The following is a 26,857-nucleotide window of genomic DNA, read 5'->3' as shown; positions in this document are numbered from 1 at the left end:
ATGGCGAAGATCAAGAAGGGTGACCTCGTTCAGGTCATCACGGGCGCTAAGCCCGAGCGCGGCGGAGACCGCGGCAAGCAGGGCAAGGTACTTGACGTCCTTGTCGAGCAGAACCGCGTCATCGTTGAAGGTGTGAACTACATCACGAAGCACTCGCGTGTTGGTCAGTCGCAGCGCGGCACCAAGACCGGTGGCATCGAGACGATGGAAGCACCGATCCACATTTCGAACGTTGCCCTCGTTGACCCCTCGACGAAGAAGCCGACCAAGGTCGGTCACCGCGTTGAGGAGCAGACGAAGGATGGCGTCAAGCGCACGGTTCGCGTGCGTTACGCAAAGAAGAGCGGTAAGGACCTCTGATGAGCAACGCAACTGCTGCGACTGCTGGCAAGATCCAGCCGCGCCTCAAGCAGAAGTACAACGCCGAGATCAAGAAGGCGATGCAGGACGAATTCGGTTACGAAAACGTCATGCAGATCCCCGGACTGGTCAAGGTTGTCATCAACACCGGTGTCGGTGAAGCAGCTCGTGACTCCAAGGTCATCGATGGTGCTGTCGCCGACCTGACCGCAATCACCGGTCAGAAGCCGATCGTTACCAAGGCAAAGAAGTCCATCGCACAGTTCAAGCTGCGCGAGGGTCAGGCAATTGGTGCACACGTCACGCTTCGCGGCGACCGTGCATGGGAATTTGTCGACCGCCTGGTTTCGCTCGCACTGCCCCGTATCCGCGACTTCCGCGGTCTCTCGGGCAAGCAGTTCGACGGCAACGGTAACTACACGTTCGGTCTGCAGGAGCAGTCGGTCTTCCACGAGATCGACCAGGACAAGATCGACCGCGTTCGCGGTTTCGACATCACTGTCGTAACCACGGCGAAGACGGATGACGAGGGTCGCGCTCTGCTGCGTCACCTTGGATTCCCGTTCCGTGCTGACGACGCTCAGGCGTAATTAGCTCGGCGAAATCGCCAAAAATCACTCTCACCGGTTCCCCACGTGTCACAACGTGGGGAACCGGCATGAGAGGATAGATCTTTGGTATCCACCACCACAGGTCGGCTCGCGTGTAACGCGGCGTCGAAACCTGGTGAACAAAGGAAATAACAAATGACAATGACAGACCCGGTCGCAGATATGCTGACCCGTCTGCGCAACGCGAACTCGGCGCACCACGACACCGTGACCATGCCGTCGAGCAAGCTGAAGACGCACGTTGCCGAAATCCTCAAGCTTGAGGGTTACATCGCCAGCTGGGAGGTCTCCGACGCACGCGTTGGTAAGAACCTCACGCTGACGCTGAAGTACGGCCAGAACCGCGAGCGTTCGATCGCTGGCATCAAGCGCGTTTCGAAGCCCGGCCTCCGCGTTTACGCGAAGTCGACGGAGCTCCCCACGGTTCTGGGTGGCCTCGGTATCGCCATTCTGTCCACCTCCTCTGGCCTCCTCACGGACCGCCAGGCTGAGTCGAAGGGCGTGGGTGGGGAAGTCCTCGCCTACGTTTGGTGATCACTGATGTCGCGTATTGGACGTCTTCCCATCAACATCCCGGCCGGTGTGACCATTTCGGTTGACGGTTCGGCAGTCTCGGTCAAGGGCCCGAAGGGTGAGCTCGTTCTTAACGTTGCTAGCCCCATCGAGGTCAAGATCGAGGACAACCAGGTTGTGGTTACTCGCCCCGACGACGAGCGCGCTTCGCGTTCGCTGCACGGCCTGACCCGCACCCTCATCAACAACAACATCATCGGCGTCACCGAGGGTTACACCAAGGGCCTTGAGGTTGTCGGAACCGGTTACCGCGTTGCGCAGAAGGGCACCTCGGTTGAGTTCGCCCTTGGTTTTTCGCACCCGGTCGTCGTCGACGCACCCGAGGGCATCACGCTCACGGTTGAGGGCAACAACAAGCTCACCGTGACGGGTATCTCGAAGCAGGCCGTCGGTGAGGCTGCCGCGAACATTCGCAAGATCCGTAAGCCCGAGCCGTACAAGGGCAAGGGTGTGCGTTACGCAGGCGAGGTTGTTCGTCGCAAGGCCGGAAAGGCTGGTAAGTAACCATGGCTGTGAAGTCGAAGTCAGTCGCACGTGCACGTCGTCACGCGCGTCTTCGCAAGCACATCGTTGGTACGGCAGAGCGTCCGCGCCTCGTTGTGACCCGTTCGGCACGTCACGTGTTCGTTCAGATCGTCGACGACAGCAAGGGTCACACCCTTGTTTCGGCATCGACGCTCGAGACCGACCTTCGTGCAAACGACGGTGACAAGACCGCAAAGGCTCGTAAGGTTGGGGAACTCCTCGCCGAGCGCGCAAAGGCTGCCGGTATCGAGGCAGTTGTGTTCGACCGTGGCGGTAACCGCTACGCCGGCCGCGTTGCAGCAATTGCAGACGGCGCCCGCGAGGGAGGCTTGAACCTGTGAGCGAAAACAAGGAGAACGAAGTGGCTGAAGTCACTCAGGCAGCGACTGAGGTTGCAGCTGCTGAGGCGACGACCGAGCGTGAGCCCCGTGAGGCTCGCCGTGGTGGTCGCGAGCGTAACCCGAACCGCGACCGCGGTTCGCGTGACCGTGCCGAAAGCCAGTTCCTCGAGCGCGTCGTCACCATCAACCGCGTTTCGAAGGTCGTCAAGGGTGGTCGTCGCTTTAGCTTCACCGCTCTCGTCGTTGTCGGCGACGGTAACGGTGTTGTCGGCGTCGGATACGGCAAGGCACGCGAAGTTCCTCTCGCTATCTCGAAGGGTGTGGAAGACGCCAAGCGCAACTTCTTCCGCGTTCCTCGCGTAGCATCGTCGATCCCGCACCCGGTTCAGGGTGAGGCGGCAGCAGGCGTTGTTCTGCTCCGTCCGGCAGCAGCTGGTACCGGTGTTATCGCCGGTGGTCCGGTTCGCGCCGTACTCGAGTGCGCTGGCGTCCACGACGTTCTGTCGAAGTCGCTCGGTTCGTCGAACACGATCAACATCGTTCACGCAACGGTGGCAGCACTTAAGCAGCTGGAAGAGCCGCGTGCGGTTGCCGCTCGTCGTGGTCTTGACTACGACCAGGTGGTTCCGGCCAAGATCCTCAAGATCGAAGCACGCGCCGCTAAGGCTGCTGCGGAAGCAAAGGCAGGTGCCTGATGGCTGCGCGTCTCAAGGTAACCCAGATCAAGTCCAAGGTGAGCGAAAAGCAGAACCAGCGCGACACGCTGCGTTCGCTGGGTCTCAAGCGGATCGGCGACTCGGTCGTTCGTCCCGATGACTCCCAGACGCGCGGTTACGTACGTACCGTTGCTCACCTCGTCAAGGTTGAGGAGATCGACTAATGGCTGAAAAGAAGGACGAGACCGTAGAGACGGTCGAGGCCCCCGCCAAGAAGACGGCGGCTAAGAAGCCTGCCGCGAAGAAGCCGGCCGCTAAGGCCGAGGCTCCGGCCTCGCGCCCCGGCGTGCTCAAGGTTCACCACCTCCGTCCGGTTCCCGGAGCGCACAAGGCCAAGACCCGTGTGGGTCGCGGTGAGGGCTCGAAGGGTAAGACGGCTGGCCGTGGTACCAAGGGTACGAAGGCTCGTTACCAGGTCAAGGTCGGGTTCGAGGGTGGCCAGATGCCGCTCCACATGCGTACGCCTAAGCTGCGCGGCTTCAAGAACCCGTTCCGTGTTGAGTACCAGGTTGTAAACCTGGACAAGCTCACGGAGCTGTACCCCAACGGTGGCGACGTCACCATTGCTGACTTGGTCGCAAAGGGTGCTGTTCGCAAGAACGAAAAGGTGAAGGTCCTCGGCAACGGCGACATCACCGTTAAGCTGAATGTCCAGGTAGACAAGGTCTCGAGCTCGGCTGAGCAGAAGATCGTTGCTGCAGGTGGTTCGGTAGCCTAAGCCTTATGGCTTACGCTGAGTGACGGGCGGTCGGAGTCTCCGGACTCCGACCGCCCGCACTGCCACCGCCTTGCTCGTCAGGAGGAATGCTTTTGTTTAGCGCCATCGCGCGGATCTTCCGTACACCCGACCTTCGTCGGAAGATCGGTTTCACCCTGGCGGTCATCGCCATCTATCGCCTGGGCGCTCACGTCCCTGCGCCGTTTGTTGACTATCCAAACGTGCAGGACTGCATCGCTCTGAACTCCGGAACCACCGGAGAAGGCGGTCCGGTTCAACTCATGTCCATCGTGAACATGTTCTCCGGCGGGGCTCTGCTCCAGCTGTCGATCTTCGCGCTGGGTGTGATGCCGTACATCACGGCAACGATCATCACGCAGCTGTTGCGTGTGGTCATCCCTCACTTTGAGGCTCTCCACAAGGAGGGCCAGGCCGGCCAGTCGAAGCTGACGCAGTACACGCGTTACCTCACGATTGCCCTGGCTCTGCTGCAGTCGACGACGTTGATTACCGTCGCTCGTACTGGTCAGCTTTTCGGTAACGCTGGCGGTCCGTGTGCAGAGCTGCTCACGAACCAGGAGTGGTACGCCCAGCTGATGATGATCATCACGCTGACGGCCGGTACCGGTCTGATCATGTGGTTTGCCGAACTCGTCACCGAGCGCGGTATCGGCAACGGCATGTCGTTGCTCATCTTCACCTCCATTGCCGCCACCTTCCCCGGCGCCATGGGCATCATCTGGGCTACGCGTGGCTTCGAGGTCTTCCTCCTCGTCATCCTCGTCGGCATTCTGATCGTCGCGCTCGTCGTGTTCGTTGAGCAGTCGCAGCGCCGCATTCCGGTGCAGTACGCGAAGCGCATGGTGGGTCGTCGCACCGTCGGCGGAACCAACACGTACATTCCGATCAAGGTGAACATGGCCGGTGTTGTGCCCGTCATCTTCGCTTCGTCGCTGCTGTACATCCCCGCGCTGATCGCGCAGTTCAACCAGCCTGCGGCCGGTGAAGAGCCGGCACCGTGGGTGACGTTCATCGCGCAGTACCTCACCACGGGTGACTCGCCGCTGTACATGCTCGTGTACTTCCTGCTCATCGTTGGCTTCACCTACTTCTACGTTGCGATCACCTTCAACCCGGTTGAGGTTGCTGACAACATGAAGAAGTACGGCGGCTTCATCCCGGGTATCCGCGCAGGTCGCCCCACGGCTGAGTACCTTGAGTACGTCCTGACGCGCATCACCTTCCCTGGTTCCATCTACCTCGGCATCGTGGCTCTCATTCCGTTCATCGCCCTCGCGACGGTTGGCGCCAACCAGAACTTCCCGTTCGGTGGCGCGTCGATCCTGATCATGGTCGGTGTCGGTCTTGAAACCGTGAAGCAGATCGATGCTCAGCTGCAGCAGCGTCACTACGAAGGGCTCCTGCGATGACCACCGCCTCCGCACGTTTTCTGATCGTCGGCCCGCAAGGTTCCGGCAAGGGAACCCAGGGTGTTCGTATCGCCGAAGCCTTCGGTATTCCGGTGGTGTCGACGGGAGATATCTTCCGCGCGAACATCAAGAACGGAACCGAGCTCGGCAAGAAGGTGCAGGAGATCACCGCTCGCGGTGACCTGGTATCGGACGAGCTCACGGGTGACCTGGTTCGCGACCGCCTGTCAGAAGACGACGCGGCCTCCGGATTCCTTCTCGATGGCTACCCGCGCAACCGTGCGCAGGTCGGTCACCTGGATGAATTCCTCGGGGACCGTGACGAGGCACTGGACGCGGTTATCGAGCTCGCTGTTCCGCGTGAAGAGTCGATCGAACGCATCGCCCTTCGCGCCCAGCAGCAGGGTCGTGAAGACGACACCCCAGAAGCGATCGCTAAGCGCCTCGACATCTACGAGCGCGAGACCGCTCCGATTCTCGAGGTCTATGGCGTGCGTGGCATCGTCGACACTATCGACGGTGTTGGTTCGCTTGACGAGATCACTGAGCGCATTTTCGCGGCTCTCGCGGCTCGCGGGCTCACCGCAACCGCTAACGCTTAACTCGTGTTCCGTAAGTCGATTTACAAGTCGCCCGCTCAGGTGCGGGCGATGATCGAGCCTGGTCTCATCACCGCTGCCGCGCTGGACGCGGTGGCGGAGTTGATCCGCCCCGGTGTCACAACGCTTGAGCTGGATGCCGCAGCGGAGGCGGTGATTCGCCTCCGCGGTGCCGAACCAAACTTCATGCTGGTTCCGGGCTATTTCCACACCGTGTGCGCCTCGGTCAACGACCAGGTGGTGCACGGCATTCCGACCGAGCGGGTTTTGCAGGCTGGCGACATTGTGTCGATCGACTGCGGTGCTCAGTTCGACGGCTGGAACGGTGACTCGGCTCGCACGTTTATTGTTCCGGGCGATGCGAATGAGCAAGACGTGGCGGAACGGCGTGAGCTGAGCGAGGTCACCGAAGGTTCGCTGTGGGCTGGTATCGCCGCCATGGCGTCGGCGCAGCGCATCGGTGAAATCTCTGCGGCGATCGAGGACTACATCGTCGCTCGCCCGTTCTCACGCACCGGACAGACGTTCGGCATTTTGCGCGAGTACGTCGGTCACGGCATCGGCCGAAAGATGCACGAGGCGCCGACGGTGTTCAACTACCGCACGCCTGATCGTGGCGAGGTCGTTAAGCCCGGCCTGGTGCTTGCCATCGAACCGATGGTGACCAGCGGCTCTGAGACCACGTTTGTTGAAGACGACGAGTGGACCGTCACGACGGTTGACGGTTCGATGGGCTCGCACTGGGAGCACAGCGTTGCGGTGCATGAGAATGGTATTTGGGTGCTGACGGCTACCGATGGTGGTGCCGCGGGACTTGCTCCGTTTGGTATTACCCCTACACCGATTGGCTAGGAAAGACATGGCTAAGCCCCCCGTAAAGAAGACCAACTGGTTCGCCATCTGGACCAGCATTGGCGTGGTAGTGGCCGTTGCTGCGATCGCGATTGTCGTGGTGTTCAGCAACCAGGCGGCCAGCAAGCTGCCCGCCGAGAACATCCCGGCCGCCGTTGACGCTGAAACGGGTGCGGTCACGATCGGCGAGGGCGAAGACACCGTCTCGGTTTTCGTTGACTTCATGTGCCCGAACTGCAAGAACTTTGAGACCAATTTCGGTGGCGACCTGCGCGACCTGGCCAAGGACGACAAGATCTCCCTCGCCATTCACGCCGTGAGCATTCTCGATAACGCCTCGCAGGGCACGAAGTACTCCACCCGCGCCGCGAACGCGTTCTACTGCGTGGCAGAGGAAAAGCCCGAGCTCACGATGAGCTACATGGATGCACTGTTCGCAAAGCAGCCGAGCGAGCAAACCGTCGGGCTGTCGGATGACCGTCTCATCGAGCTGGCCTCCAACCTCGGTGTCGACATCAAGGCCTGCCAGACCGAGCAGACCTTCGCCGACTTCGTCACCAAGCAGACGCGCAACACCATGCCGCGCAACCCCCAAGACAACGGCCTCTACACGCCGACCGTGCTGATCAACGACGAGTACATTCAGCTCGGAACGTTGACCGAAACGTACTTCACCGACCTGTTCGCAAAGGCAGCCTCGGGCGAGTAAGTTCACGCACCTTCACGGGCGGGAGATGGATTACCATCTCCCGCCCGTTGCGTTTGCCCCGCGGTGCCATCGGTAGCGTGCGGGGGGTTTCGTGGTTTCGTGGCCTTTGCACGTGCTCCCGCGGGGTTCGAGGCCCTGCGACCTGTGCACGTGCTGCGACGTGGTTCCGTCGCTCGCTCGTGTGTGTTGGGTACGCGTGGGGGAAGGAGATTACGCCGGGGGCAGGAGTTTTGGCGCGGATTCTCCTTCTGCGGGCGCAATCTCCTTCTCTCGCGTAGGGGTGGGCCAGTTTTTGCGTTGGAACCAGGTCTCGCGCTCCGGTCACCCCACGGCCACGGGGTTCCGTGGTCCTGTTTGTTCCGCTGTCACGTGGTTCCGTCGCCCGCCCGCGTGTGCTGGGTACACGCGGCAGAAGGAGATTACGCCGGGGGCAGGAGTTTTGGCGCAGATTCTCCTTCTGCGGGCGTAATCTCCTGCCCTCGCGTAGGGGAGGGGTGGCCGGCCTGTCGTGCGCGGCGGCCAGCAGCTCGGGTGCGGGCGGCGTCCCGCGGGCGCGGTTGCACGGGAAGCCGCGTGCTCGTGCACGAAAAGTACGCACTGTCTGTTTTTAACCGGTAACCCATCTCGTAAATTTGTATACTTTCTTTACAAACTACGAACCGGGAGAGTCGTTTTGGGGAAGAATTTGGCGCGCCCGCTGCGCGTTGGCGGAATTGCCGCAGTCGTTGGCGTCGTGATGGTTGCCGGAGGTCTGGCGCAGAGTGCGATGGCCGCTCCGCTGCCGGACGGAATTGGTGCACCGCTGGCGGCGTGTGCGCCGGCTGGCGGATTTCCGTGGATTGATGGAACCACGCCGCCGCAGGCGCAGGTGCATGACACTAATGTGAACACGTTTGTCGGCGGCAATCTCTACACCGGCGGTTCGGCCGAGGCCGAGGGGCGCGTGGTCGTTGCCGGCGATATGACCGTCGAGTCGAAATCGTTCGTGGTCGGGATTGCGATTGGTTCTGATGTGCGTCCGAACCCGGGGGAGTTGATGTTGCAGGTCGGCGGAGACCTCGCCATCGCGGCGCCCTACTCGCTGCACATCGCCGACCTCGCGATCGAGGGCGGGCGGGTGCAGGTTGGTGGTGCGGCTAGCGGAACCATCAGTCAGGGCACAGCGACAACGACGACCGGGATGGGGCGAGACGCGGCCCTTGACCCGTATCAGCGCATGGCGACGCACCTGCACGATTGGTCGGACGCGCTTGCGCTGCTGGAAGACAACGGCACCGTTGACCCCAACAGCAACTGGACGCCGACTGTTTTCACCGGAACCGGCGCCGACGAGGTGCAGGTCTTCACGATTGCAGCTTCCGATCTGAATGCCGCCAAGCACATCACGTTCGCCAATATCCGGCCGCACACGCCCGTTCTGGTCAACGTCACCGGCGGGCCCGTTGCCTTCGACCCTGGTCACTGGGACTACAACTCGCGAATTGGGTTCGATATGCGTGCCGCGGGCGACGGCGACATTGCCGCATCCATCATGTGGAACTTCGCGGACGCCGAAGACGTCAAGCTCCTCGGATCGAGCCAGGTTCCGGGGTCAGTCCTCGCGCCCCACGCGCTGGCAACGCAGATCGCGGCGAGCACGAACGGCCGAATCTACGTCGGCGGCGACCTGACGCTAGACGGTGTCGGCAACGAGCTGCACTCCTACCCATGGGCAGGCACCTGCGCTGACGACGGAACCAGTGGTGAACCCGGCGACGGCGAAGGCGAAGGTGGCGGAACCGGTGGTGACGGCGAGGGCGAAGATGGCGACACTGGAACCGGTGGTGACGGTGAAGGCGAAGGTGGTGATACCGGAACCGGTGGTGACGGTGAGGGCAGTGAGCCCGAAGGTGGCTCCGACATTGATACCGGCGCTGAGATCCAGCCCGAACCCGAAATTGAGGTCGAGGTCGAACCCGGCACCGACACCGAAACCGAACCCGGCACCGACACCGAAACCGAAACCGGCGCCGGCGCGGATACTGAAACCGGCACCCACCCAAGTGGCGAAGCCAATGGTTCCGGCGGCGCAACCACCACCTCCGACGCAACCGAGAATCAGCTCGCGCGCACTGGTGGTTCCGTGTCTCCCGCACTGATCAGCGGCGGCCTCGCCGTGCTCTTCGCGGGAATCGCGACCATGCTGTTTGCGCGCGTGCGACGCTCGGCGTAGGGCCCGAATCGCGGGCGCCGAGGAAGACGCGCATCGAGACACACATCAAAGACACAGCTAGTCTGGGGGTCTCGGTTTGCCGAGATGCCCGGAGCACGTATAGTATAAATCTTTGGTGCCTTATGCCTTGATTTCGGCGTGTCTGAATCGGCGGGTGCCACAATCCACATCCACGCAGACCGACCGGTTTGCACATTGGTAGCGAGGCTATGGCTAAAAAAGACGGTGTCATTGAGATTGAAGGCACGATTTCCGAAGCTCTGCCCAACGCGATGTTCCGCGTTGAGCTGACCAACGGTCACAAAGTGCTTGCAACGATCTCCGGAAAGATGCGGCAGAACTACATCCGTATCATCCCCGAAGACCGTGTTGTCGTCGAGCTCAGCCCGTACGACCTCACCCGCGGTCGCATCGTTTATCGCTACCGCTAAACCGGTCGAGAAGTAACGCCTCGGGTTACCGAGGCGAAGACAGCGAAACAGGAAAAAATCATGAAGGTTAACCCCTCAGTCAAGCCCATTTGCGACCACTGCCGCGTGATCCGTCGTCACGGACGCGTCATGGTGATCTGCAAGAGCAACCCGCGTCACAAGCAGCGCCAGGGCTAAAACCCGCGCGGTTCGTTCCGCTTCACAACTAAATATTTGCCATAGGTAGCATCGGAACCCGTTCGCGGGGGACACCCCGGGTGGAGGCTCGGGAACGGATGTTGCCCCATACCTCCACATACTCCACAGGAGAACCGCATGGCACGTCTTGCCGGCGTTGACATCCCGCGCGACAAGCGCGTGGTGATCGCCCTCACGTACATCTACGGCATCGGCCGTACCCGCTCGGTCGAGATTCTCGCCGCGACCGGAATCGACGAGTCGATCCGCGTCAAGGACCTCTCGGACGACCAGCTTGTCACGCTCCGTGACTACATCGACGCAACCTACAAGGTGGAGGGTGACCTTCGCCGCGAGGTGGCAGCTGACATCCGCCGCAAGGTTGAGGTCGGATCCTACGAAGGTATCCGCCACCGTCGCGGCCTTCCGGTTCGCGGTCAGCGCACCAAGACCAACGCACGCACGCGCAAGGGTCCCAAGAAGACCGTCGCCGGCAAGAAGAAGGCCGGCCGCTAGGCCGCCCGGAAGGATTAGGAAAGAGCAATGGCTGCACCTAAGACTGCTGCGCGTAAGCCGCGTCGCAAGGAAAAGAAGAACATCGCGCTCGGTGTTGCACACATCAAGTCGACCTTCAACAACACGATCGTTTCGATCACCGACCCGTCCGGCGCTGTTATCAGCTGGGCATCGTCGGGTGGCGTGGGCTTCAAGGGCTCGCGTAAGTCGACCCCGTACGCTGCCGGCATGGCAGCTGAAGCGGCCGCTAAGGGCGCTCAGGAGCACGGTGTCAAGAAGGTTGACGTTCTCGTGAAGGGCCCGGGCTCGGGTCGCGAGACGGCAATCCGTTCGCTGCAGGCTGCAGGCCTCGAGGTCGGTTCGATCCAGGATGTGACGCCCCAGGCTCACAACGGATGCCGTCCGCCGAAGCGCCGCCGCGTCTGATGGTTTTTACCGCGCCAGCGTAATGCTGGCGCGGTTCCCATCCCGGCGCAAGCCGGTCAACTTAAAACCTCAACCGCAAGTGTCATATAGCGGGCACTTGATTGAAAGGAACACATAGTGCTTATTGCACAGCGTCCCACTCTCACCGAGGAGAAGATCGCGGAGTTCCGCAGCCGGTTCATCATTGAGCCGCTGGAGCCCGGATTCGGTTACACCATCGGAAACGCACTGCGCCGCAGCCTGCTTTCGTCCATCCCGGGCGCTGCAGTCACGAGCGTTCGTTTCGATGGTGTTTCGCACGAGTTCAGCACGATCCCTGGCGTGAAGGAAGATGTCACCGAGATCATCCTGAACATCAAGCAGCTGGTTCTCTCGAGCGAGCGCGACGAGCCCATCACGGCTTACCTGCGCAAGACGGGTGCGGGTGAAGTGACCGCCGCTGACATCTCGGCTCCGGCCGGTGTCGAGGTGCACAACCCCGAGCTGGTTATCGCGACGCTCAACGACACCGCGAAGTTCGAGCTGGAACTGACGATCGAGCGTGGCCGTGGCTACGTTTCGGCAACGCAGAACCGCAACGAGTTCGCTGAGGCTGGTCAGATTCCGATCGACTCGATCTACTCGCCGGTTCTCAAGGTTAGCTACCGTGTCGACGCCACCCGTGCGGGTGAGCGCACCGACTTCGACAAGCTGATCCTGGACGTCGAGGCAAAGCCGTCGATTGCTCCGCGTGACGCGGTTGCTTCGGCTGGTCGCACGCTCACCGAGCTGTTCGGTCTCGCACGCGAGCTGAACGTCGAGGCTGAGGGCATCGAGATCGGCCCCGCGCCGGTCGAGACCGTTCTGAGCAACGAGCTGTCGATGCCGATCGAAGACCTTGACCTGTCGGTTCGTTCCTACAACTGCCTGAAGCGCGAAGGCATCAACACGGTCTCGGAGCTTGTTGCTCTCAGCGAGACCCAGCTGATGAACATCCGTAACTTCGGTCAGAAGTCGGTTGACGAGGTTCGTGACAAGCTCACCTCGCTCGGTCTGTCGCTGAAGGACTCGGTGCCCGGTTTTGACGGCGCCCACTTCTACGACGGCTACGAAGACTAAGTCGAACGACTTCTTTTCAGAAATTTCCCTGGAGTAAAGAGATATGCCTAAGCCTGCAAAGGGACCCCGCCTCGGAGGCGGCCCCGCTCACGAGCGTCTGCTTCTTGCAAACCTCGCTGTTGCGCTGTTCACCCACCGCTCGATTCAGACGACCGAGACCAAGGCCAAGCGCCTGCGTCCGGTTGCTGAGCGCCTCGTCACGTTCGCAAAGCGTGGCGACCTGCACGCGCGTCGGCGCGTGCTGAGCATCCTCCGCAACCAGGACGCTACGCACGTCCTGTTCGCTGAGATCGCTCCGCTCGTTGCTGACCGCCCGGGTGGTTACACGCGCATCACCAAGATTGGCAACCGTAAGGGCGACAACGCTCCCATGGCTGTCATCGAGCTCGTTCTTGAGCCCGTCGCCAAGAAGGCCGCTGCAAAGCCGGCCAAGAAGGCAGCTGCTAAGCCTGCAAAGGAAGAAGCACCTGTCGAGGTCGTTGAAGAAACCGTCGAGGAGACCGTAGAGGCTCCCGTCGAGGTCGTCGAGACCGAGGCTGTCGAGACCGAGGCTGCTGATGCAGCCGAGGGCGACTCGAAGTAATTCGCTTCATCACGAGGCCCTTCTCCTTCGGGAGGAGGGCCTCGTGCGTTGTGCCGTGGTTCCGGAACCACGTGGTGCGCAGCGCCGCGGCGGCGGGGAGGGCGGACGATAGGCTGGGGCAATGAGTAAACCCCAGCCCTTGTCGCATCGCCTGTCGGCACCAGCCGAACTGCCGGTTGTTCAGCACCCCGACCTTGCGGTGGTGCGGGCGGCAACGATGGATGATCTTGACGCTCTTGTTACGCTGACTCACGCGGCCGAGGCCGTCGACCACCCGTCTTGGGCGTCGCCGCGCGAAGAGGTCGAGGACTTGCTCGTTGGCCCGAACCTCGATGCCGCGGTCGATACACTTATTGGCTTTGGCGCCGATGGCCGCGCGCTCGCCTTCGCTGGCGTGATGCCTGCGTCGAGTGCCGAGACACGCGTGCAGATTTACCTGAACGGAACCGTTCGTCCCGAGGTGCGGGGTAGGGGCATCGGAACCTCGATGCTTGCCTGGTCGAAGGCCCGCGCCTTGCAGCGCCTGGCGGCACGCGCGGAGGCTCTGCCGGGGTGGATCGGCATGTATGCGCAGGAGCGTACGGTCGACGCGATCGGAATTGGCGTCGACGCTGGGCTGACGATCGAGCGCTACTTTCACACCATGGAGCGCGACCTCGCGGCAGAAATTCCCGAAATCACCATCGCCGATGACGTAGAAATCGTGACGTTCACGCCCGAGCTTCGTGAGGCGACCCGGCTGGCGCGCAACGACTCGTTCCGAGACCATTGGGGCAGCCAGCCCACATCTGTTGACCGCTGGGAGCGGTTTGTCACGGGCGAAATTTTTCGCGAGGACCTCTCGGTAGTGGCCGTGGAACGCGGTACCTCGAATGTGGTTGGCTTCACGCTCAGCTCTGTGAACGAGGACGACACCGAGCTGCAGGGGTACCGCGCGGCATACATCGACCTAATCGGTGTGACGCGCGCTCGTCGCGGGCAGAAGCTTGCGCCGGCGCTGATCGCTGAGGCGCTGCGCCGGGCGCGCGCCGACGGGCTTGCCAAGGCGACCCTCGACGTCGACTCCTCAAGCCCGACCGGCGCCAACACCCTGTACGCGGGCATGGGATTCGTCGCGACCGACGTAGAGGTTGCGCTGGGTATGGAGCTTTAGGGGGCTCGGGCGCGGGTTCGTTGGTTCTGTGGGGTCCTGGGTTCCGCTGGTTCCGCTGGTTCCGCTGGTTCCGTGGTTCCGCCGCCGCTGAGGTCGTGATGCTCTTGCGGGGGCGCGAATGCCGTATTGCGGCGCGGTGTTGGGTGCTTCGCCGTGTCAGAATTGCACGGTGCACCTGCCGATGAGTACTGAGGCCGAATCGACGACAGCGATCGTGTCGTTGTTTTGGATCATGCTCGCCGTGTTCGCGGCGCCGTTGCTCTCGAGACTGCTGCGCGGATACGTGCCAGATGTGGTGTTGCTTCTCGGCTTTGGCCTGCTCATCGGGCAGCACGGGGTAGGGCTTGCTTCGACCGACGGTGGTGTGCAGCTGGTCAGCGAGCTGGGGCTTGGCCTATTGTTTTTGCTGGCAGGTTTCGAGATTCATCCGCGTTCGTTGGGCGGCAGGCAGGGCGCCTTTGCTTGGGCGACGTGGGGCGTCAGCTTTCTGCTCGCGCTCGCGCTTGCGCTTGTGGTGGGTTGGCAGTATGGCTTCACCAGCGCGATTGCCGTTGCGATTGCGCTCTCCTCGACGGCGCTGGGCACTCTTCTTCCCATTCTGAAGCAACTGGGAATCACCGAGACGAAGCTCGGCAAGGCGGTGCTGGCGAACGGCGCGGTTGGCGAGCTGGCGCCGGTGCTGGCGATGGCGGTTCTGCTGTCGAGTCACACCCCGTTGGCGTCTCTCGTCTTGCTGGGGATCTTCGGCGTCGCGGTGCTGTTGATGTGGTCGCTGCCGCGCAAACTTCTGGCCAAGGTGCCCGGGCTAGCGACCTTCTTGCAGTCATCGGCAGGCGGCACCGGGCAGTTGCTGGTGCGCGCGACACTGCTCATGTTGGTCGCGCTGATGGCGATCGCAGCGGTGTTCGAGCTTGATGTCGTGCTGGGGGCTTTTGCCGCGGGCATGGTGTTGCGGCAGGCGCAAACGAGTCTGGATTTTGACCTCGAGAAGAAGCTCGAGACCATCGGATACGGATTTCTCATCCCGGTCTTCTTTGTCGTTTCTGGCATGGCTATCGACGTCGCAAGCGTCGTGCGAAACCCCCTGCCGTGGATCGTCGCGGTCGTTGCGATCTGGCTGTGCCGCGGCGTTCCGATTCTGGTTTCAGAGCGCCTGTTCGACACCGGCAGCGGCCTCGACACCCCGCACGAGCGGCGTCAGCTCGCGCTGTTTGCGGCCACGGGCCTGCCGATTATTGTCGCCGTCACAAACATTGCGGTCGGCAACGATCTGATGAGCGAAGGACTCGCCTCTGCCCTCGTCGCCGCCGGCGCCACCACCGTGCTGCTGTTCCCGCTTGCCGCACGCCTGGTCGGCCTCCGCCACGCGCGCGTCGTCTGAGTAGCCGGATTTCCCGACGCTCGCGCCGCGCGCGAGGCTCGCACCGTTCCAAATGTCGGACTGATCCTGTCTTACTGCCGTCCTGCCGTCCTGCGCGCGGCGTGTCGCCCCAACCTGTTCGACATTTGGGAACGTCCGCGCCGGGCGGAACGCCGACCGGATCACCACACCGGAGCGCCGGGCACCGGAACGCCGGGCGCCGAAACGCCACACCACGCCAAACCACGAAACACCACACCCCACCGCGCGCGGGGCGGAACCATGGGCACCGATAGGCTGGATTCATGCGGATTCGCCTCGACATTGCGTACGACGGCACCCACTTTCGGGGCTGGGCGACTCAGCCGGGCCTGCGAACGGTGCAGGGCACACTGCAGGCCGCGTTGGAGCGCATCGCGGGCGGAACCATTCGGCTCGTTGTCGCCGGACGCACCGATGCGGGGGTGCACGCGTCTGGTCAAGTCGCCCACGTTGATCTGGACGACGAGCAGACCGAGCGCATCCTGCAGCGCCGAGTCGCCCCGGGTGATGACCCAATTGCGTTGCTGGCACGGCGGGTACGCGGCGTCATCGGTGCGTACAGTGATGTCGATGTGATCGCCGCATCGCGCGCGCCAGAAGGGTTTGACGCGCGTTTCTCCGCCGTGTGGCGTCGCTATGAGTACCGCCTGGCGGACGAGATTTCTGGCTACCATCCACTCACGCGCGCGTTCACCACGTTTCACAAGGCGAGCCTCGATGTCGATGCCATGAATGAGGCCGCATCCCGCCTCATCGGGCTGCACGACTTCGCCGCCTACTGCAAGCCGCGAGAAGAGGCCACCACGATTCGCACGCTGTTGGAGTTTGGTTGGCGGCGCGATGACGCGGGTGTGTTGGTTGCTCACCTCAGGGCCGATGCGTTCTGCCACTCGATGGTGCGCGCCCTCGTCGGTGCGTGCGCTGCGGTCGGGGAGGGGCGATTGCAGCCCGACGATGTTGTCACGCTGCGCGAAGCGGGCGAGCGCACGAGTGCGTTCAAAGTGCTTGCGCCTCGTGGCCTGACGCTGGCCGAGGTGGGGTATCCGGCCGACGACCTGCTTGGTACGCGCGCCGAGCAGACCCGCGCCCGTCGCGAGCTCGATTGAACAGTGGAACCACGGCACGAGTGCCACGGGCGGGCGTAGGCTGGCAGTGATGCGAGTCATTTCATACAACCTGCGAAAGCACCGCGCCGCCCTCGAGCTGCAGGAGCTCGTGACCGAGCGTGGCGTCGACGTGCTGTGCCTGCAGGAGTGTGACACTACCGACATTCCCGACCACATCGCGGGGCTGCAGCTCGCCGATGCGACGCGGCTCAACCGGCTCGGTCTCGCCGTCTATGCGCGGGAAAGTGCCTACCGCATTGGCGAGACCCTCACCCTGTCGCTCAAGAAATCGATCCACGACCGCGTGCTCCGCCCGGCCCACGAGCGCGTGCTCGGTGTGCGCCTGCACGACATTGACGACAACCGCGACTTCATCGTCGCCTCATTTCACGCGGCCCCGCTCACCGCACTCAATTCGCTCAGGCGGCACCAGATTCGAGTCGCGCTGCACGAACTCGGCCAGCTCGGCGACGGACTCCCGGTTCTCATGGTGGGCGACTACAACTACCCCGTCTTCAAAGAGAACCTGTCACAGCGCATGCGTGAGGCCGGGTACGAACTGTCGATGAGCGACAGCCGCACGTACACGCGGTACCGCTTCTTCAAGGGTTACTACGACTTCGCCACCTCCATTGGCTTTCAGATTGACGCCATCACCACGCTGCCGCAGGGTTCGAGCGACCACCTACCCATTCAGATCGACGCGAGCCTGCCGACCAACCCGACCAGCCCGACCAAGGTGGGCAACCCCGCGATCGTCTGAGTAACGCCCGGCACCGGTAACACCACGCCAACGTTCCCTCGTTGGATAGCCTCTATGTCTAACTCGCGCTAAGCTTGTGGCGGCGTCATTTGGGGGCACCGAAAAACCCGGGGGTTTATCCAAATGAGACGTTCAGCGCGCCCACTGTGGGCGTCTGTGGCGGCGCTCGTCGTCGCAGCATCAGTTATCGTTCTCCCGTCGTCAGCGACCGCTGTCACGGGAGATCCAAGCATCGCGACGACGCCGGCGGGCGTCACCAGCGTCGCGCCAACGCAAGGTAAGGCCCAGGGGTCTGGCCTCTGGGGGTATGTCGGCGATATCACCACCCGCTCGATCAGCAGTACCTTCACATACGGACTGAGTTTCAGCCCGATTGACGGCAGCCTGTGGATGACCGACAGCGCCAAGACTACTTACACCAGCAACTCCCTATTCTGTGCGTTTGCAGGCGGCACGGTGATGGGAAGCATCTGCTACGTGGGCGACTCTCGCGTGATGCACTATGACCTGAACATCGCCGATTGGGCCGCGGGCCAATACATGTCAGACGGGGCATATGCCGTTCCGGCGGCCGGCGTGAACGACGGCATCGGCGCCAACTTTGACGCTCTCGCCGACGCGCAGGTGCTTGATGGTTCGACGCTACCCAATGGCCAGTTCGTCGGCGCTCGCGGCGTCGCCGTGACCGAAGAAGGCGTCGCCTGGGTGCTCGATTCAGACCACTATGGCACCGCGATCAACCCGACAGGCAAGCCGGTTCGACTGCTCAACCCGGACGGAACCGAGTGCGCGTCGTTCGGCCAGGCATTGTCAGCGACAGCAGGCTGGGCAAATCGCAACGCGCCCGACGTTCTGGGTTACACGGTCGGTATTACCCGCCTGGAGAACGGCAACATGCTGGCGACAAGCCAAGTGCCAGAACTCCTGAAGGAGTACACCAGCGACGGCACGTTCGTGCGCAACATCTTCCTCAACCAGGCTACAGGCACGGCCTATCCCAGCGATGCCGGGTTCCGCTCGCCGTACGCCGTGACCGCCGACCCCACCACCGCCGCAAACGATGTTCTCGTCGGCTACATCGACCCGGGCTCGGGGCGAGGTTCGTTCATCGAGCGCATCGATCTCGACGCGTGCACGACCGAAGCAGTGGGTAACCCCGCGGGTAGCTCGCGCGACCGCTGTGCGGTGCTGCAGCGATTTGGCGTTGGAACCATGAACAACGGAAACGGCGACGACTCCACGTCGCGCGCCGTGACTTTTTCGATCGCGGTAGACCCAACCACCCAAGACGTCTACGTCGCCCAGCGCGATGGCCTGCTGAACGTTTTTGCTAGCGACGGAACCCCGAAGGGCAAGTTCAGCGCTTTTGGCCTCGGAACCAACAACGGGCAGATGCGCGTGGTGCGCGGCATCGCGTTTGATGAGCGTGGCTTCATGTATCTGACCGTCGACGAAGGGGCCCCTTCCACTCGAGTGCAGATCTTTGCGCGCACGCCAGACCCGGTTGCGGGCCTGACCGCTGCGTACGCCTCAGCGGCGAAGACTGACGTCACCCTGACGTGGGATGCGCTGCCGCTCGGTGTGACCCCAGACGCTCAGACCCCGTTGCGCGACTATGTCGTTGAAGCATCGACCGATGGTGGCGCGACGTGGGCTGTCATCTCGACGCCTGCCAGCACAGACGCCGCCGCAACGATCACGGGTCTTGACCCGGCGGCGAGTTACGAGTTCCGGGTTTCCGCATGGAACGAAGCGGGCAACGGCGACTGGATTGTCGCGGCGCCGGCAGAACCTGTTGCGGCGCTCACTCTGACCAAGCAGGGAAATGGCGCGTCTGCCCCCACCGCTGACGATGCGATCTCGGTGGCGGCCGACTCCACGGTGACTTTCACCTATGTTGTGGAGAACACCGGCAACGTGCCGGTGACCGGTGTCGAACTGTCGGATGACCAGTTGGGCGTCATTGCGCCGCCGGCTGGCTTTACCGGCACGCTCGCGCCAGGCGCCTCGGCAACCTTCACGGCAACGGGGCCCATTGCCGAGGGTGAATATGTCAACGTCGCGACGGTGACCTCGAACGAGACTGAAGACGTTCTGGCCGAATGGCACGGCTTCGGCGTGACCACCGGGCTCACGATTGTGAAGCAGGGCAACACGGTCGTCGCCACAACCGTCGATGACGCGGTGCATGTTCCGGCCCACTCCACCGTGACCTTCACCTACGTCGTCACCAACAACGGCAACGTTCCGGCAGTTGGCGTCGGCGTCGTTGATGACCAGCTGGGCGAGATTGCGGCACCCGATGGCTTCACCGGAACCCTTGAGCCGGGCGCTTCGGTGACCTTCACTGCCACCGGACCCGTTGCGGCGGGAGCGTACGTCAACGTCGCCACCGCTTCGTCGGAAGGTAACGAGGATGCTCTCACCGAATGGCACGGCGTAGGAGATGTTCCGGAACCACTGGTGAGCGCGATCGCGATCACTAAGCAGGGTAACGGCACGACGGCTCCGACTGCGGCCGATGCGGTGCCGGTCGCAGCCGGAGCTGAGGTGGTCTTCACCTATGTCGTCTCGAATACGGGCGAGACTCCGGTTGAGGGCGTGAGCGTTGTCGATGACCAGTTGGGCGCGATCGCGTGGCCGGCCGGGTTTGACGGCACCCTCGACATCGGAGAGTCGGTGACCTTCACAGCCAGCGGCGTGGTTCCGGCTGGCGCCTATGTAAACATCGCAACGGGCTCAGCCGTTGGCGTTGACAACGTGACGGCCCAGTGGCACGGCCTTGGTGAGACTCCGGTGACCCCGGAGCCGACAGCCGAGCCGACGCCGGAACCATCGACGCCGGCGCCGACAACGCCAGCGCCCACGACGGCGGCGCCGACAAGCGCGCCGACGCTTCCGACAACCGGATCAGACAGCGCGGCAACCTCGTTCATCGCGGGACTCGCGGGCGCTTTCCTGATCGGGGGAGCGGTCTTGTTCGGCATTCGTCGCCGACGCACAACCTAATCCGATAGCGAGCTGCAGCAGTGAATTCCCTCACCGCAGCAGCTCGTTTTGCTCGTGACCCCAAGATCGCGTAGTATTGACCTTTGGTGCATGCGACTGCTCGCGTGCCCACGAACGTGAGCCCTCCACCGATGTGTTCGTCAGGCTTCTGACAGAACCCTCCCGGAGTGGGATTCACGAACCTCTCCGTTCGATCCACAAGAAAGCAGCTCAATCATGACGCGCACTTTCACGCCGAAGGCTGGCGAAGCCCAGCGCGAGTGGCTGGTTATCGACGCGACTGACGTCGTTCTCGGTCGCCTCGCATCTCACGCAGCAACGCTCCTTCGCGGCAAGCACAAGGCCACCTTCGCTCCGCACATGGACATGGGTGACTTTGTCATCATCATCAACGCTGAAAAGGTCGCCCTGACCGGTCAGAAGCTCCAGAAGAAGATGGCCTACCGCCACTCGGGTTACCCGGGCGGTCTGACCGCTACGTCGTACGCCGTGCTTCTCGAGAAGCACCCGGTTCGTGCTGTGGAGAAGGCCGTTCGCGGCATGCTCCCCAAGAACACCCTGGGCCGCAACCAGCTCAGCAAGCTGAAGGTATACGCAGGTGCAGAGCACCCGCACGCCGCACAGCTGCCCAAGACGTACGTTTTCGACCAGGTCGCCCAGTAAGCGCCGATTGACTAAGGACACACTCGTGGCGAAAATCTCTGACTCCATCGAAACTCCGCAGGAATACTCGACCTCGACCCCCGTTGACGAGACCGCGGTCGCAGCAGTGCGCCCCGTTCTCACCGTCTCCGGTGGCGCTGTCGGTCGTCGCAAGCAGGCTATTGCCCGCGTGCGCATCGTTCCCGGCTCGGGCACCATCACGGTCAACGGCCGTACGCTCGAGGACTACTTCCCCAACAAGCTGCACCAGCAGCTGATCAACGACCCGTTCACCGCTCTGAACCTTCAGGGTGCATACGACGTCATCGCTCGCATTTCGGGCGGCGGCGACTCGGGCCAGGCCGGCGCACTGCGTCTCGGCATTGCTCGTGCACTGAACGAGGTTGACGTTGAGAACAACCGCGCGACCCTGAAGAAGGCCGGCTTCCTCTCCCGTGACGCTCGCGTCAAGGAGCGCAAGAAGGCTGGTCTCAAGAAGGCCCGCAAGGCTCCTCAGTACTCGAAGCGTTAATCGGCGCTCGGTACTATGCCGCTATTTGGCACCGATGGCGTGCGGGGGCTGGCAAACGGCTCCCTCACCGCTGATCTGGCGCTGTCCTTGGCCCAGGCGACTGCTGTCGTCCTGGGCCAAGGCCGTTCCGCCGAGGCTCGTCGGCAGGCAGGCAAACGCCTGACTGCCGTGATCGCCCGTGACCCGCGCGTTTCCGGTGAATTCATCGCCGCTGCTGTCGCCGCCGGTCTCGCCTCCTCCGGCGTCGATGTGCTCGACGCCGGCGTGATTCCGACGCCAGCGCTCGCCTTCCTGGTGGCCGACATGGACGCTGACTTCGGCGTCATGGTCTCGGCGTCACACAACCCCGCTCCCGACAACGGGATCAAGATCTTTGCGCACGGTGGTGTGAAGCTTCCCGATGAGGTTGAGGCTCGCATCGAGGCCGCGATGTCGGGCACGAAACTGCAGCCAACGGGTGCTGGTGTCGGTCGCATTCGCCGCTTCGCCGACGCAGAAGACCGTTACGTCGTGCACCTGCTGCAGTCGCTACCGCATCAGCTTGATGGCCTGCACGTCGTGCTCGATTGCGCGCACGGCGCTGCCGCCGGTGTATCACCGGAGACATTCCGTGATGCCGGTGCGCGCGTCACCGTGATTGGCGCCGACCCCGACGGCTTGAACATCAACGACGGTGTCGGATCGACGCACCTCGAGAACCTGGCAGACGCTGTTATTGCTCACGGCGCCGACGTTGGGATCGCTCACGACGGCGACGCCGATCGTTGCCTGGCGGTCGACGCCAACGGCAAGGTCGTTGACGGCGACCAGCTCATGGCTATCCTCGCCGCCTCCATGCATGAGCGCGGACTCCTCGCCGAAGACACGCTCGTCGCCACGGTGATGAGCAATCTTGGCCTGCACCGCGCCATGGCCGAGCGTGGCATCACCGTCAAGCAGACCGGCGTTGGCGACCGCTACGTTCTCGAAGAGATGAACCGCGGCGGCTACAGCCTCGGTGGCGAACAATCGGGTCACGTCATCATGGCGAAGTACGCGACAACCGGCGACGGCATTCTCACGGGGCTCCACATCGTTGCCGAAATGGCACGCCAGAAGAAGACCATGGCGGAGCTTGCGGGCATCATGAAAATTTACCCGCAGATCATGATCAACGTGCGCGGAGTCAACCGCGAGGGCGTGGCCGGCGACGAGGTCATCGCTGCCGCCGTTCGCGCCGTTGAAACTGAACTTGGCGACACCGGCCGCGTGCTGCTGCGCCCGTCGGGCACCGAGCCAATCGTGCGTGTCATGGTCGAAGCCGCCGACAAGGCAACGGCCACCGCACACGCGAGCAAGCTCGCCGCCGTGGTGAAAGAACAACTCGCGCTGGCCTAAGGGTTTCGCGTGTGAAGGGCTCGTGCTTCGGCACGGGCCCTTCGTCGTTGGCCGCACGGGGGCGGCAGTACGGGTGAGGGAACCACGGGGTGCGGGAATCACGGGTGCCGGAACCAGGTGATTCCTCGTCATGCCGCCCCGGGGTTCCGGAGCCGTGTTATTTCACGCCGTGCCGCCCCGTGGTTGCGGAAGCCCATGCGCGCCCGCGCGAGGTGACCGTTCTGCAGGATTTCGTTGCCAATTGCCTCGATTAGGGGCTTGTTTATCCTGCCGATCGTTTTGAATTCTGCAGAACGGTCACACGCAGCACCTTCAACAACCGTTATGCACGATGGGGTGTGACTGGTGGGGCTGGAGTGGCTGGTGCGGCACCTTTTGCGTGCGTACCCGTTTGAGTCGTGCGTAACGGTCGTTGGCAAGCGGGTTGCGGAACCGTGGGGGCGGAACCACGGGGCGGGTTTCGCGCGCTAGCCCCGCGCGGTGGGAGGGAAGCCTACGAGTTTAGGGCCGCCGGGTCCCAGGCATTGAGCTCGGTGAAGCGCAAGAGCACGCCTTCGCGGAGTGCCCAGGGCGACGCTTCGAGCTCGGAAACCTTGAGCGCCGTCATGGCCTCGTGCAACACGACAGCGCCGGCGACAATCTGGCGGGCGCGGTCGGGGGTGATGCCGGGCAACAGCTCGCGCGACGCGATCGGCAGCTTCGCGAGACGCGGAATCCACGACCCCAGCGCTGAACGCGACAGCGTCACACGGTCAGAACCTGCCCACCCCGAGTGCACGTCACCCGCGAGTCGTGCGAGCGAACGAATCGTCTTGGACGACCCCACCACGTGATCCGGTGTCGGCTGCTCCGCAAACACGAGCGCGGCCGGCTCCAACACGGCCCGAGCATGCTCGCGCAGACGCTCAACCGCGGCTTCACCGGGCGGGTCATCGGGCATGAAGTCAATCGTCATGCGGCCGGCACCGAGTGGCATCGACAACGCAATGTCGGGCACCTCTTCGCTACCGCACGCGAGCTCGAGCGAGCCGCCGCCGATGTCGAATCCGAGAATCTGGCCGGCCGACCAGCCGAACCAACGGCGCTGCGCCAAAAACGTCAGATGCGCTTCAGCCTCACCCTCAAGCACGGTGAGCGGCTGGCCGAGCGCCGCCTCAATCACCGCAATAACCGCCGGGCCGTTCGTCGCTTCACGCACCGCGCTGGTCGCGGTCGCCAGCACTTTGTCGACCTTCTCGGTCGCCACAATCTCGCGCGCACGCGTCACCGCATCAACGAGGGCCGTCACGCCTTCGGGGGAAATGGAACCATCGGCTTCCAGAAAGCGCATGAGGCGCACGACCGAGCGGTCGCTAGTGGCGCCGAGGGGTCGCCCGCCGGGGTGAACATCTGCAATCAGCAGATGCACCGTGTTGGAACCAATATCGATGACGCCGAGTCGCACCTAAAAACAGTAGCGCGCCGCGGGCATCTCGCCGACCCGAATCCCGACAGGTGGTTCCGCTTGCACCCCACCAGGTGGTTCCGCTCGCACCCTCCACGTGGTTCCGCTCGCACCCTCCACGTGGTTCCGCTCGCCCCGCACCACAGCTCACGCGCGCGAACCACGCCCGTGAAGGGCGATAACATGACGGAGTGTCTGATGAAGTTGCCGCCCCTGCAGCGCTGAGCCAATACCGCGACATCGATCGTGCGGATTGGGCGCGCCTGGCCGCCGGCATGACGCAGCCGCTCACCGAAACCGAGATCGTGCAGCTGCGCGGTATCGGTGACCGCCTCGACATTGATGAGGTGCGTGAGGTTTACCTTCCGCTGAGTCGGCTCCTCAGCCTGTACGCGAAGTCGACGAAACGCCTCGGTGAAGCGACGAGCGAATTTCTGCAGGAGGAAGACACTACGACGCCGTTTGTTGTCGCGGTTGCTGGTTCGGTTGCCGTCGGTAAGTCGACGATCGCGCGTCTGCTGCGCGAGCTGATGAGCCGCTGGTCAGACACCCCGCGCGTCGAACTCGTGACGACCGACGGTTTTCTCTACTCGAACGCTGAGCTCGGGCGCCGCGGTCTGATGGACCGCAAAGGTTTTCCCGAGTCATATGACCGCCGCGCGCTGATTGAGTTTCTCACCGAAGTGAAGTCGGGAGCCCCCGAGGCCCGCGCGCCGTTTTACTCGCACATGCGATACGACATCGTGCCCGACGCGCACGTCGTCGTACGCCGCCCCGACGTCGTCATCGTCGAAGGCCTCAACGTGCTGCAACCGGCCGCAACGCCCAACGGCGTTGCCGTGAGCGACCTCTTCGACTTCTCCGTCTTCGTCGACGCCGACGTCGAGCACATTCAGAAGTGGTACGTCGACCGGTTCCTCGCGCTGCGCAAGGGCTCATTCAGCAACCCGCACTCCTACTTCAACGTCTTCGCACACCTCACCGACGATGAGGCCGAAACGACGGCCATGGGCTACTGGAACGACATCAACATGCCCAACCTCGTCGAAAACGTCATGCCGACTAAGCACCGCGCGACCCTGGTCTTGCGCAAGGGTGCAGACCACTCGGTCGAGCGCGTCTCGCTGCGCAAGCTCTAGCCCTTCTTGTTACTGAAGCCGATGCTCGGTGCGCCACTGCGCGTGAGATGTGCGCGAGTTAGAACCAGGCAGTGAGAAATGACGGAACCACGGTTGAGGGATGGAACCACGGGGATCACGCGGGTGCGGAACCGCAGGGGGCACCGTGGCGCGAGTCTTAGGGAGTTGTTCCATTCGGCCGGTCATCGGCGCTTGTCTGACGCTTCGACGGATTTCGCCGCCGCCATACGCTCCGCAATCCTCACGCGGGGTTGACCTCGCGAATCGAGCCACGCTCGATGAGCCGGGCCGACAGAAACACATCGTGAACGTCGGTGTCTTGCGCGATGCGCTGAATCAACGTCTGTGCGGCGGCTTCGCCTAGCTCCCGGGCGGCCTGGCCGACCACGGTCACAGCCGGGTGCACCAGCAGCATCCAGTCCTGGTCGTCGAAGCCGACGAAAGACAAATCATCGGGAATGACGACGCCCAACTGCTTGAAGGCGCGGTAGCTGGCGTACGAGAGAATCGCATTGGTACCGTGGATCGCCGTGGCATGGTGATCTGTGCGAAGAAAGTCTGCGACGACCACGGCGGCCTGTTCGCGATCATAGGGCGCGGTCACGACGAGGCTCTCGTCGAAGGCAATATCGTGCGCCCGGAGTGCGCGAGCGTGGCCGACGAGACGTTGCATCGATGGGCGTAACAGCGACGTGGCGTGATCGTCGAGATCCAGCAGCTCAGTGATCTCACTCGCCGTCGCGCGGGCCTCGGTGACGATCGCGATATCGGAGTGGCCGGAGGTAATCAGCGCCTGGGTCGCCAGCTCCGTGGCGGCAGCATGATCCATGCTGACCAGAGGGATCGCACCCAGGTTGGGCAGGCGGCGATCGATCAGCACCAGCGGAAGCCCTTCAGAGCGCAGCTGCTCGATCGTGGGGGAGGCGTCGGTCAGCGCGGGAGCGACCGCGATGCCATCCACGCGCTTTTCTGCTAGCAGTTCGAGCGATCGCGCCTCAATGTCAGCGGTGTTATCGGTGCTCATCACGATGACTTCGAAGCCGGCTGAGCGTGCCGCGGCGCTGAATCCGCTGAGCACGGAGGAGAAGAACGGGTTGGCAACATCCGGAACCACGATGCCGATGGACTGTGTAGAGCCGGCTTTCATCGCCTTCGCCAGTTGGTTGGGGCGGTACCCCAACCGGGCCGCGGCATCCAGCACAGCCATTCGCGTGCGCGCACTGGCCGATCCGTTATTTGATAACACCCGTGCGGCTGCCGACTTGGATACGCCAGCAGCCTTGGCCACATCGATGATCGTCGCCGGCGACCCTTTTCGCGACATGGTGCTCCTCACTGTGATTCCCGTCATCGTATCGGTGGAGAGTGGCGGGTGGTTTGATCAGAAATTGGTATCGTTCCCGAAAACATATT

At 63.0% G+C, this 26,857-nt stretch carries 30 protein-coding genes; 28 read left to right on the top strand and 2 right to left on the bottom strand.

Translation table 11 applies throughout. The annotated features are described in order from the left end of the window. The 27 genes from rplX to glmM all read left to right on the top strand — a co-directional run bounded on the left by rplX (position 1) and on the right by glmM (position 22,861). Entirely contained in the window at positions 1–360 is a 360-nt protein-coding gene (rplX, locus tag FVP60_RS04810; protein ID WP_147825090.1) for a 50S ribosomal protein L24, read from the top strand. Next, on the top strand, positions 360–950 hold the full coding sequence (rplE, locus tag FVP60_RS04805) for a 50S ribosomal protein L5 (protein WP_147825089.1): 591 nt from the start codon (positions 360–362) through the stop codon (positions 948–950). Before rplX ends, rplE begins: the two co-directional genes overlap by 1 nt. 156 nt (positions 951–1,106) lie before the next feature. Then, a complete protein-coding gene (gene rpsH / locus FVP60_RS04800; RefSeq protein ID WP_147825088.1) occupies positions 1,107–1,505 on the top strand; it encodes a 30S ribosomal protein S8 in 399 nt (132 codons plus the stop codon). 6 nt (positions 1,506–1,511) lie between these two features. After that, a complete protein-coding gene (gene rplF, locus FVP60_RS04795) occupies positions 1,512–2,048 on the top strand; it encodes a 50S ribosomal protein L6 (RefSeq protein ID WP_147825087.1) in 537 nt (178 codons plus the stop codon). Between the two features lie 2 nt (positions 2,049–2,050). After that, complete coding sequence (gene rplR, locus FVP60_RS04790; protein ID WP_147825086.1) at positions 2,051–2,410, top strand: 50S ribosomal protein L18; 360 nt, start codon at positions 2,051–2,053, stop codon at positions 2,408–2,410. Then, positions 2,407–3,105, top strand: a complete 699-nt coding sequence (gene rpsE, locus FVP60_RS04785) for a 30S ribosomal protein S5 (protein WP_147825085.1) — start codon at positions 2,407–2,409, stop codon at positions 3,103–3,105. Before rplR ends, rpsE begins: the two co-directional genes overlap by 4 nt. Continuing rightward, the gene (rpmD, locus tag FVP60_RS04780; RefSeq protein WP_147825084.1) at positions 3,105–3,290 is read left to right on the top strand and encodes a 50S ribosomal protein L30; all 186 of its coding nucleotides are present in this window, start codon (positions 3,105–3,107) and stop codon (positions 3,288–3,290) included. Before rpsE ends, rpmD begins: the two co-directional genes overlap by 1 nt. Further along, positions 3,290–3,844 carry a 50S ribosomal protein L15 gene (gene rplO, locus FVP60_RS04775; RefSeq protein WP_147825083.1) on the top strand — a complete coding sequence of 185 codons (555 nt, stop codon included), beginning with the start codon at positions 3,290–3,292 and terminating at the stop codon, positions 3,842–3,844. The genes rpmD and rplO overlap by 1 nt, the downstream gene beginning before the upstream one ends. Positions 3,845–3,936: 92 nt before the next feature. Next, on the top strand, positions 3,937–5,274 hold the full coding sequence (gene secY / locus FVP60_RS04770; protein ID WP_147825514.1) for a preprotein translocase subunit SecY: 1,338 nt from the start codon (positions 3,937–3,939) through the stop codon (positions 5,272–5,274). After that, positions 5,271–5,876 carry an adenylate kinase gene (locus FVP60_RS04765; protein ID WP_147825082.1) on the top strand — a complete coding sequence of 202 codons (606 nt, stop codon included), beginning with the start codon at positions 5,271–5,273 and terminating at the stop codon, positions 5,874–5,876. The genes secY and FVP60_RS04765 overlap by 4 nt, the downstream gene beginning before the upstream one ends. Positions 5,877–5,879: 3 nt before the next feature. After that, the gene (gene map / locus FVP60_RS04760) at positions 5,880–6,725 is read left to right on the top strand and encodes a type I methionyl aminopeptidase (RefSeq protein ID WP_147825081.1); all 846 of its coding nucleotides are present in this window, start codon (positions 5,880–5,882) and stop codon (positions 6,723–6,725) included. 7 nt (positions 6,726–6,732) lie between these two features. Continuing rightward, positions 6,733–7,434 (top strand): DsbA family protein, encoded by a 702-nt coding sequence (locus tag FVP60_RS04755; RefSeq protein ID WP_187240560.1) that lies wholly within the window; start codon positions 6,733–6,735, stop codon positions 7,432–7,434. Between the two features lie 685 nt (positions 7,435–8,119). After that, positions 8,120–9,646: a choice-of-anchor A family protein gene (locus tag FVP60_RS04750; protein ID WP_147825079.1), complete on the top strand. Its 1,527-nt coding sequence runs from the start codon at positions 8,120–8,122 to the stop codon at positions 9,644–9,646. Positions 9,647–9,855: 209 nt separating this feature from the next. Beyond that, complete coding sequence (gene infA, locus FVP60_RS04745; RefSeq protein ID WP_116648310.1) at positions 9,856–10,077, top strand: translation initiation factor IF-1; 222 nt, start codon at positions 9,856–9,858, stop codon at positions 10,075–10,077. Between the two features lie 60 nt (positions 10,078–10,137). Beyond that, the gene (rpmJ, locus tag FVP60_RS04740) at positions 10,138–10,254 is read left to right on the top strand and encodes a 50S ribosomal protein L36 (RefSeq protein WP_071644008.1); all 117 of its coding nucleotides are present in this window, start codon (positions 10,138–10,140) and stop codon (positions 10,252–10,254) included. Positions 10,255–10,392: 138 nt separating this feature from the next. Then, positions 10,393–10,770: a 30S ribosomal protein S13 gene (gene rpsM / locus FVP60_RS04735; protein WP_147825078.1), complete on the top strand. Its 378-nt coding sequence runs from the start codon at positions 10,393–10,395 to the stop codon at positions 10,768–10,770. Between the two features lie 27 nt (positions 10,771–10,797). Beyond that, positions 10,798–11,196: a 30S ribosomal protein S11 gene (rpsK, locus tag FVP60_RS04730; protein WP_147825077.1), complete on the top strand. Its 399-nt coding sequence runs from the start codon at positions 10,798–10,800 to the stop codon at positions 11,194–11,196. 117 nt (positions 11,197–11,313) lie between these two features. Beyond that, positions 11,314–12,294, top strand: coding sequence for a DNA-directed RNA polymerase subunit alpha (locus tag FVP60_RS04725; protein WP_147825076.1), 981 nt, complete (start codon positions 11,314–11,316; stop codon positions 12,292–12,294). 43 nt (positions 12,295–12,337) lie between these two features. After that, a complete protein-coding gene (rplQ, locus tag FVP60_RS04720; RefSeq protein ID WP_147825075.1) occupies positions 12,338–12,877 on the top strand; it encodes a 50S ribosomal protein L17 in 540 nt (179 codons plus the stop codon). A gap of 121 nt (positions 12,878–12,998) precedes the next feature. After that, complete coding sequence (locus FVP60_RS04715; RefSeq protein WP_147825074.1) at positions 12,999–14,030, top strand: GNAT family N-acetyltransferase; 1,032 nt, start codon at positions 12,999–13,001, stop codon at positions 14,028–14,030. 181 nt (positions 14,031–14,211) lie between these two features. Further along, a complete protein-coding gene (locus FVP60_RS04710; RefSeq protein ID WP_147825073.1) occupies positions 14,212–15,411 on the top strand; it encodes a cation:proton antiporter in 1,200 nt (399 codons plus the stop codon). 284 nt (positions 15,412–15,695) lie between these two features. Next, a complete protein-coding gene (gene truA / locus FVP60_RS04705; RefSeq protein ID WP_147825072.1) occupies positions 15,696–16,538 on the top strand; it encodes a tRNA pseudouridine(38-40) synthase TruA in 843 nt (280 codons plus the stop codon). A 49-nt stretch (positions 16,539–16,587) separates the two neighbouring features. Then, entirely contained in the window at positions 16,588–17,301 is a 714-nt protein-coding gene (locus FVP60_RS04700; RefSeq protein WP_187240559.1) for an endonuclease/exonuclease/phosphatase family protein, read from the top strand. A 123-nt stretch (positions 17,302–17,424) separates the two neighbouring features. Next, entirely contained in the window at positions 17,425–20,310 is a 2,886-nt protein-coding gene (locus FVP60_RS04695; RefSeq protein WP_147825070.1) for a DUF7507 domain-containing protein, read from the top strand. A 216-nt stretch (positions 20,311–20,526) separates the two neighbouring features. Then, positions 20,527–20,973 carry a 50S ribosomal protein L13 gene (gene rplM, locus FVP60_RS04690; protein ID WP_147825069.1) on the top strand — a complete coding sequence of 149 codons (447 nt, stop codon included), beginning with the start codon at positions 20,527–20,529 and terminating at the stop codon, positions 20,971–20,973. Between the two features lie 25 nt (positions 20,974–20,998). Further along, positions 20,999–21,484, top strand: a complete 486-nt coding sequence (gene rpsI / locus FVP60_RS04685; protein WP_147825068.1) for a 30S ribosomal protein S9 — start codon at positions 20,999–21,001, stop codon at positions 21,482–21,484. Positions 21,485–21,499: 15 nt separating this feature from the next. Next, positions 21,500–22,861, top strand: coding sequence for a phosphoglucosamine mutase (gene glmM, locus FVP60_RS04680; RefSeq protein ID WP_147825067.1), 1,362 nt, complete (start codon positions 21,500–21,502; stop codon positions 22,859–22,861). A gap of 493 nt (positions 22,862–23,354) precedes the next feature. On the opposite strand, the gene FVP60_RS04675 is transcribed toward glmM, so the two are convergent. Further along, positions 23,355–24,305: a Ppx/GppA phosphatase family protein gene (locus tag FVP60_RS04675; protein WP_147825066.1), complete on the bottom strand. Its 951-nt coding sequence runs from the start codon at positions 24,303–24,305 to the stop codon at positions 23,355–23,357. Positions 24,306–24,496: 191 nt separating this feature from the next. Here FVP60_RS04675 and coaA point away from each other — a divergent pair, with 191 nt between their 5' ends. Beyond that, positions 24,497–25,444, top strand: a complete 948-nt coding sequence (gene coaA / locus FVP60_RS04670) for a type I pantothenate kinase (RefSeq protein WP_147825065.1) — start codon at positions 24,497–24,499, stop codon at positions 25,442–25,444. A gap of 241 nt (positions 25,445–25,685) precedes the next feature. Here the strand turns inward: coaA and FVP60_RS04665 are convergent, their stop codons facing one another. Then, positions 25,686–26,768: a LacI family DNA-binding transcriptional regulator gene (locus tag FVP60_RS04665; protein WP_187240558.1), complete on the bottom strand. Its 1,083-nt coding sequence runs from the start codon at positions 26,766–26,768 to the stop codon at positions 25,686–25,688. Between the last annotated feature and the right edge of the window lie 89 nt (positions 26,769–26,857).

It is taken from the genome of Microbacterium mitrae, assembly GCF_008017445.1.
Taxonomy (GTDB): domain Bacteria; phylum Actinomycetota; class Actinomycetes; order Actinomycetales; family Microbacteriaceae; genus Microbacterium; species Microbacterium mitrae.
The sequence above is the reverse complement of the archived record's forward strand: the minus strand, read 5'-3'. Positions and strand labels throughout refer to the sequence as shown.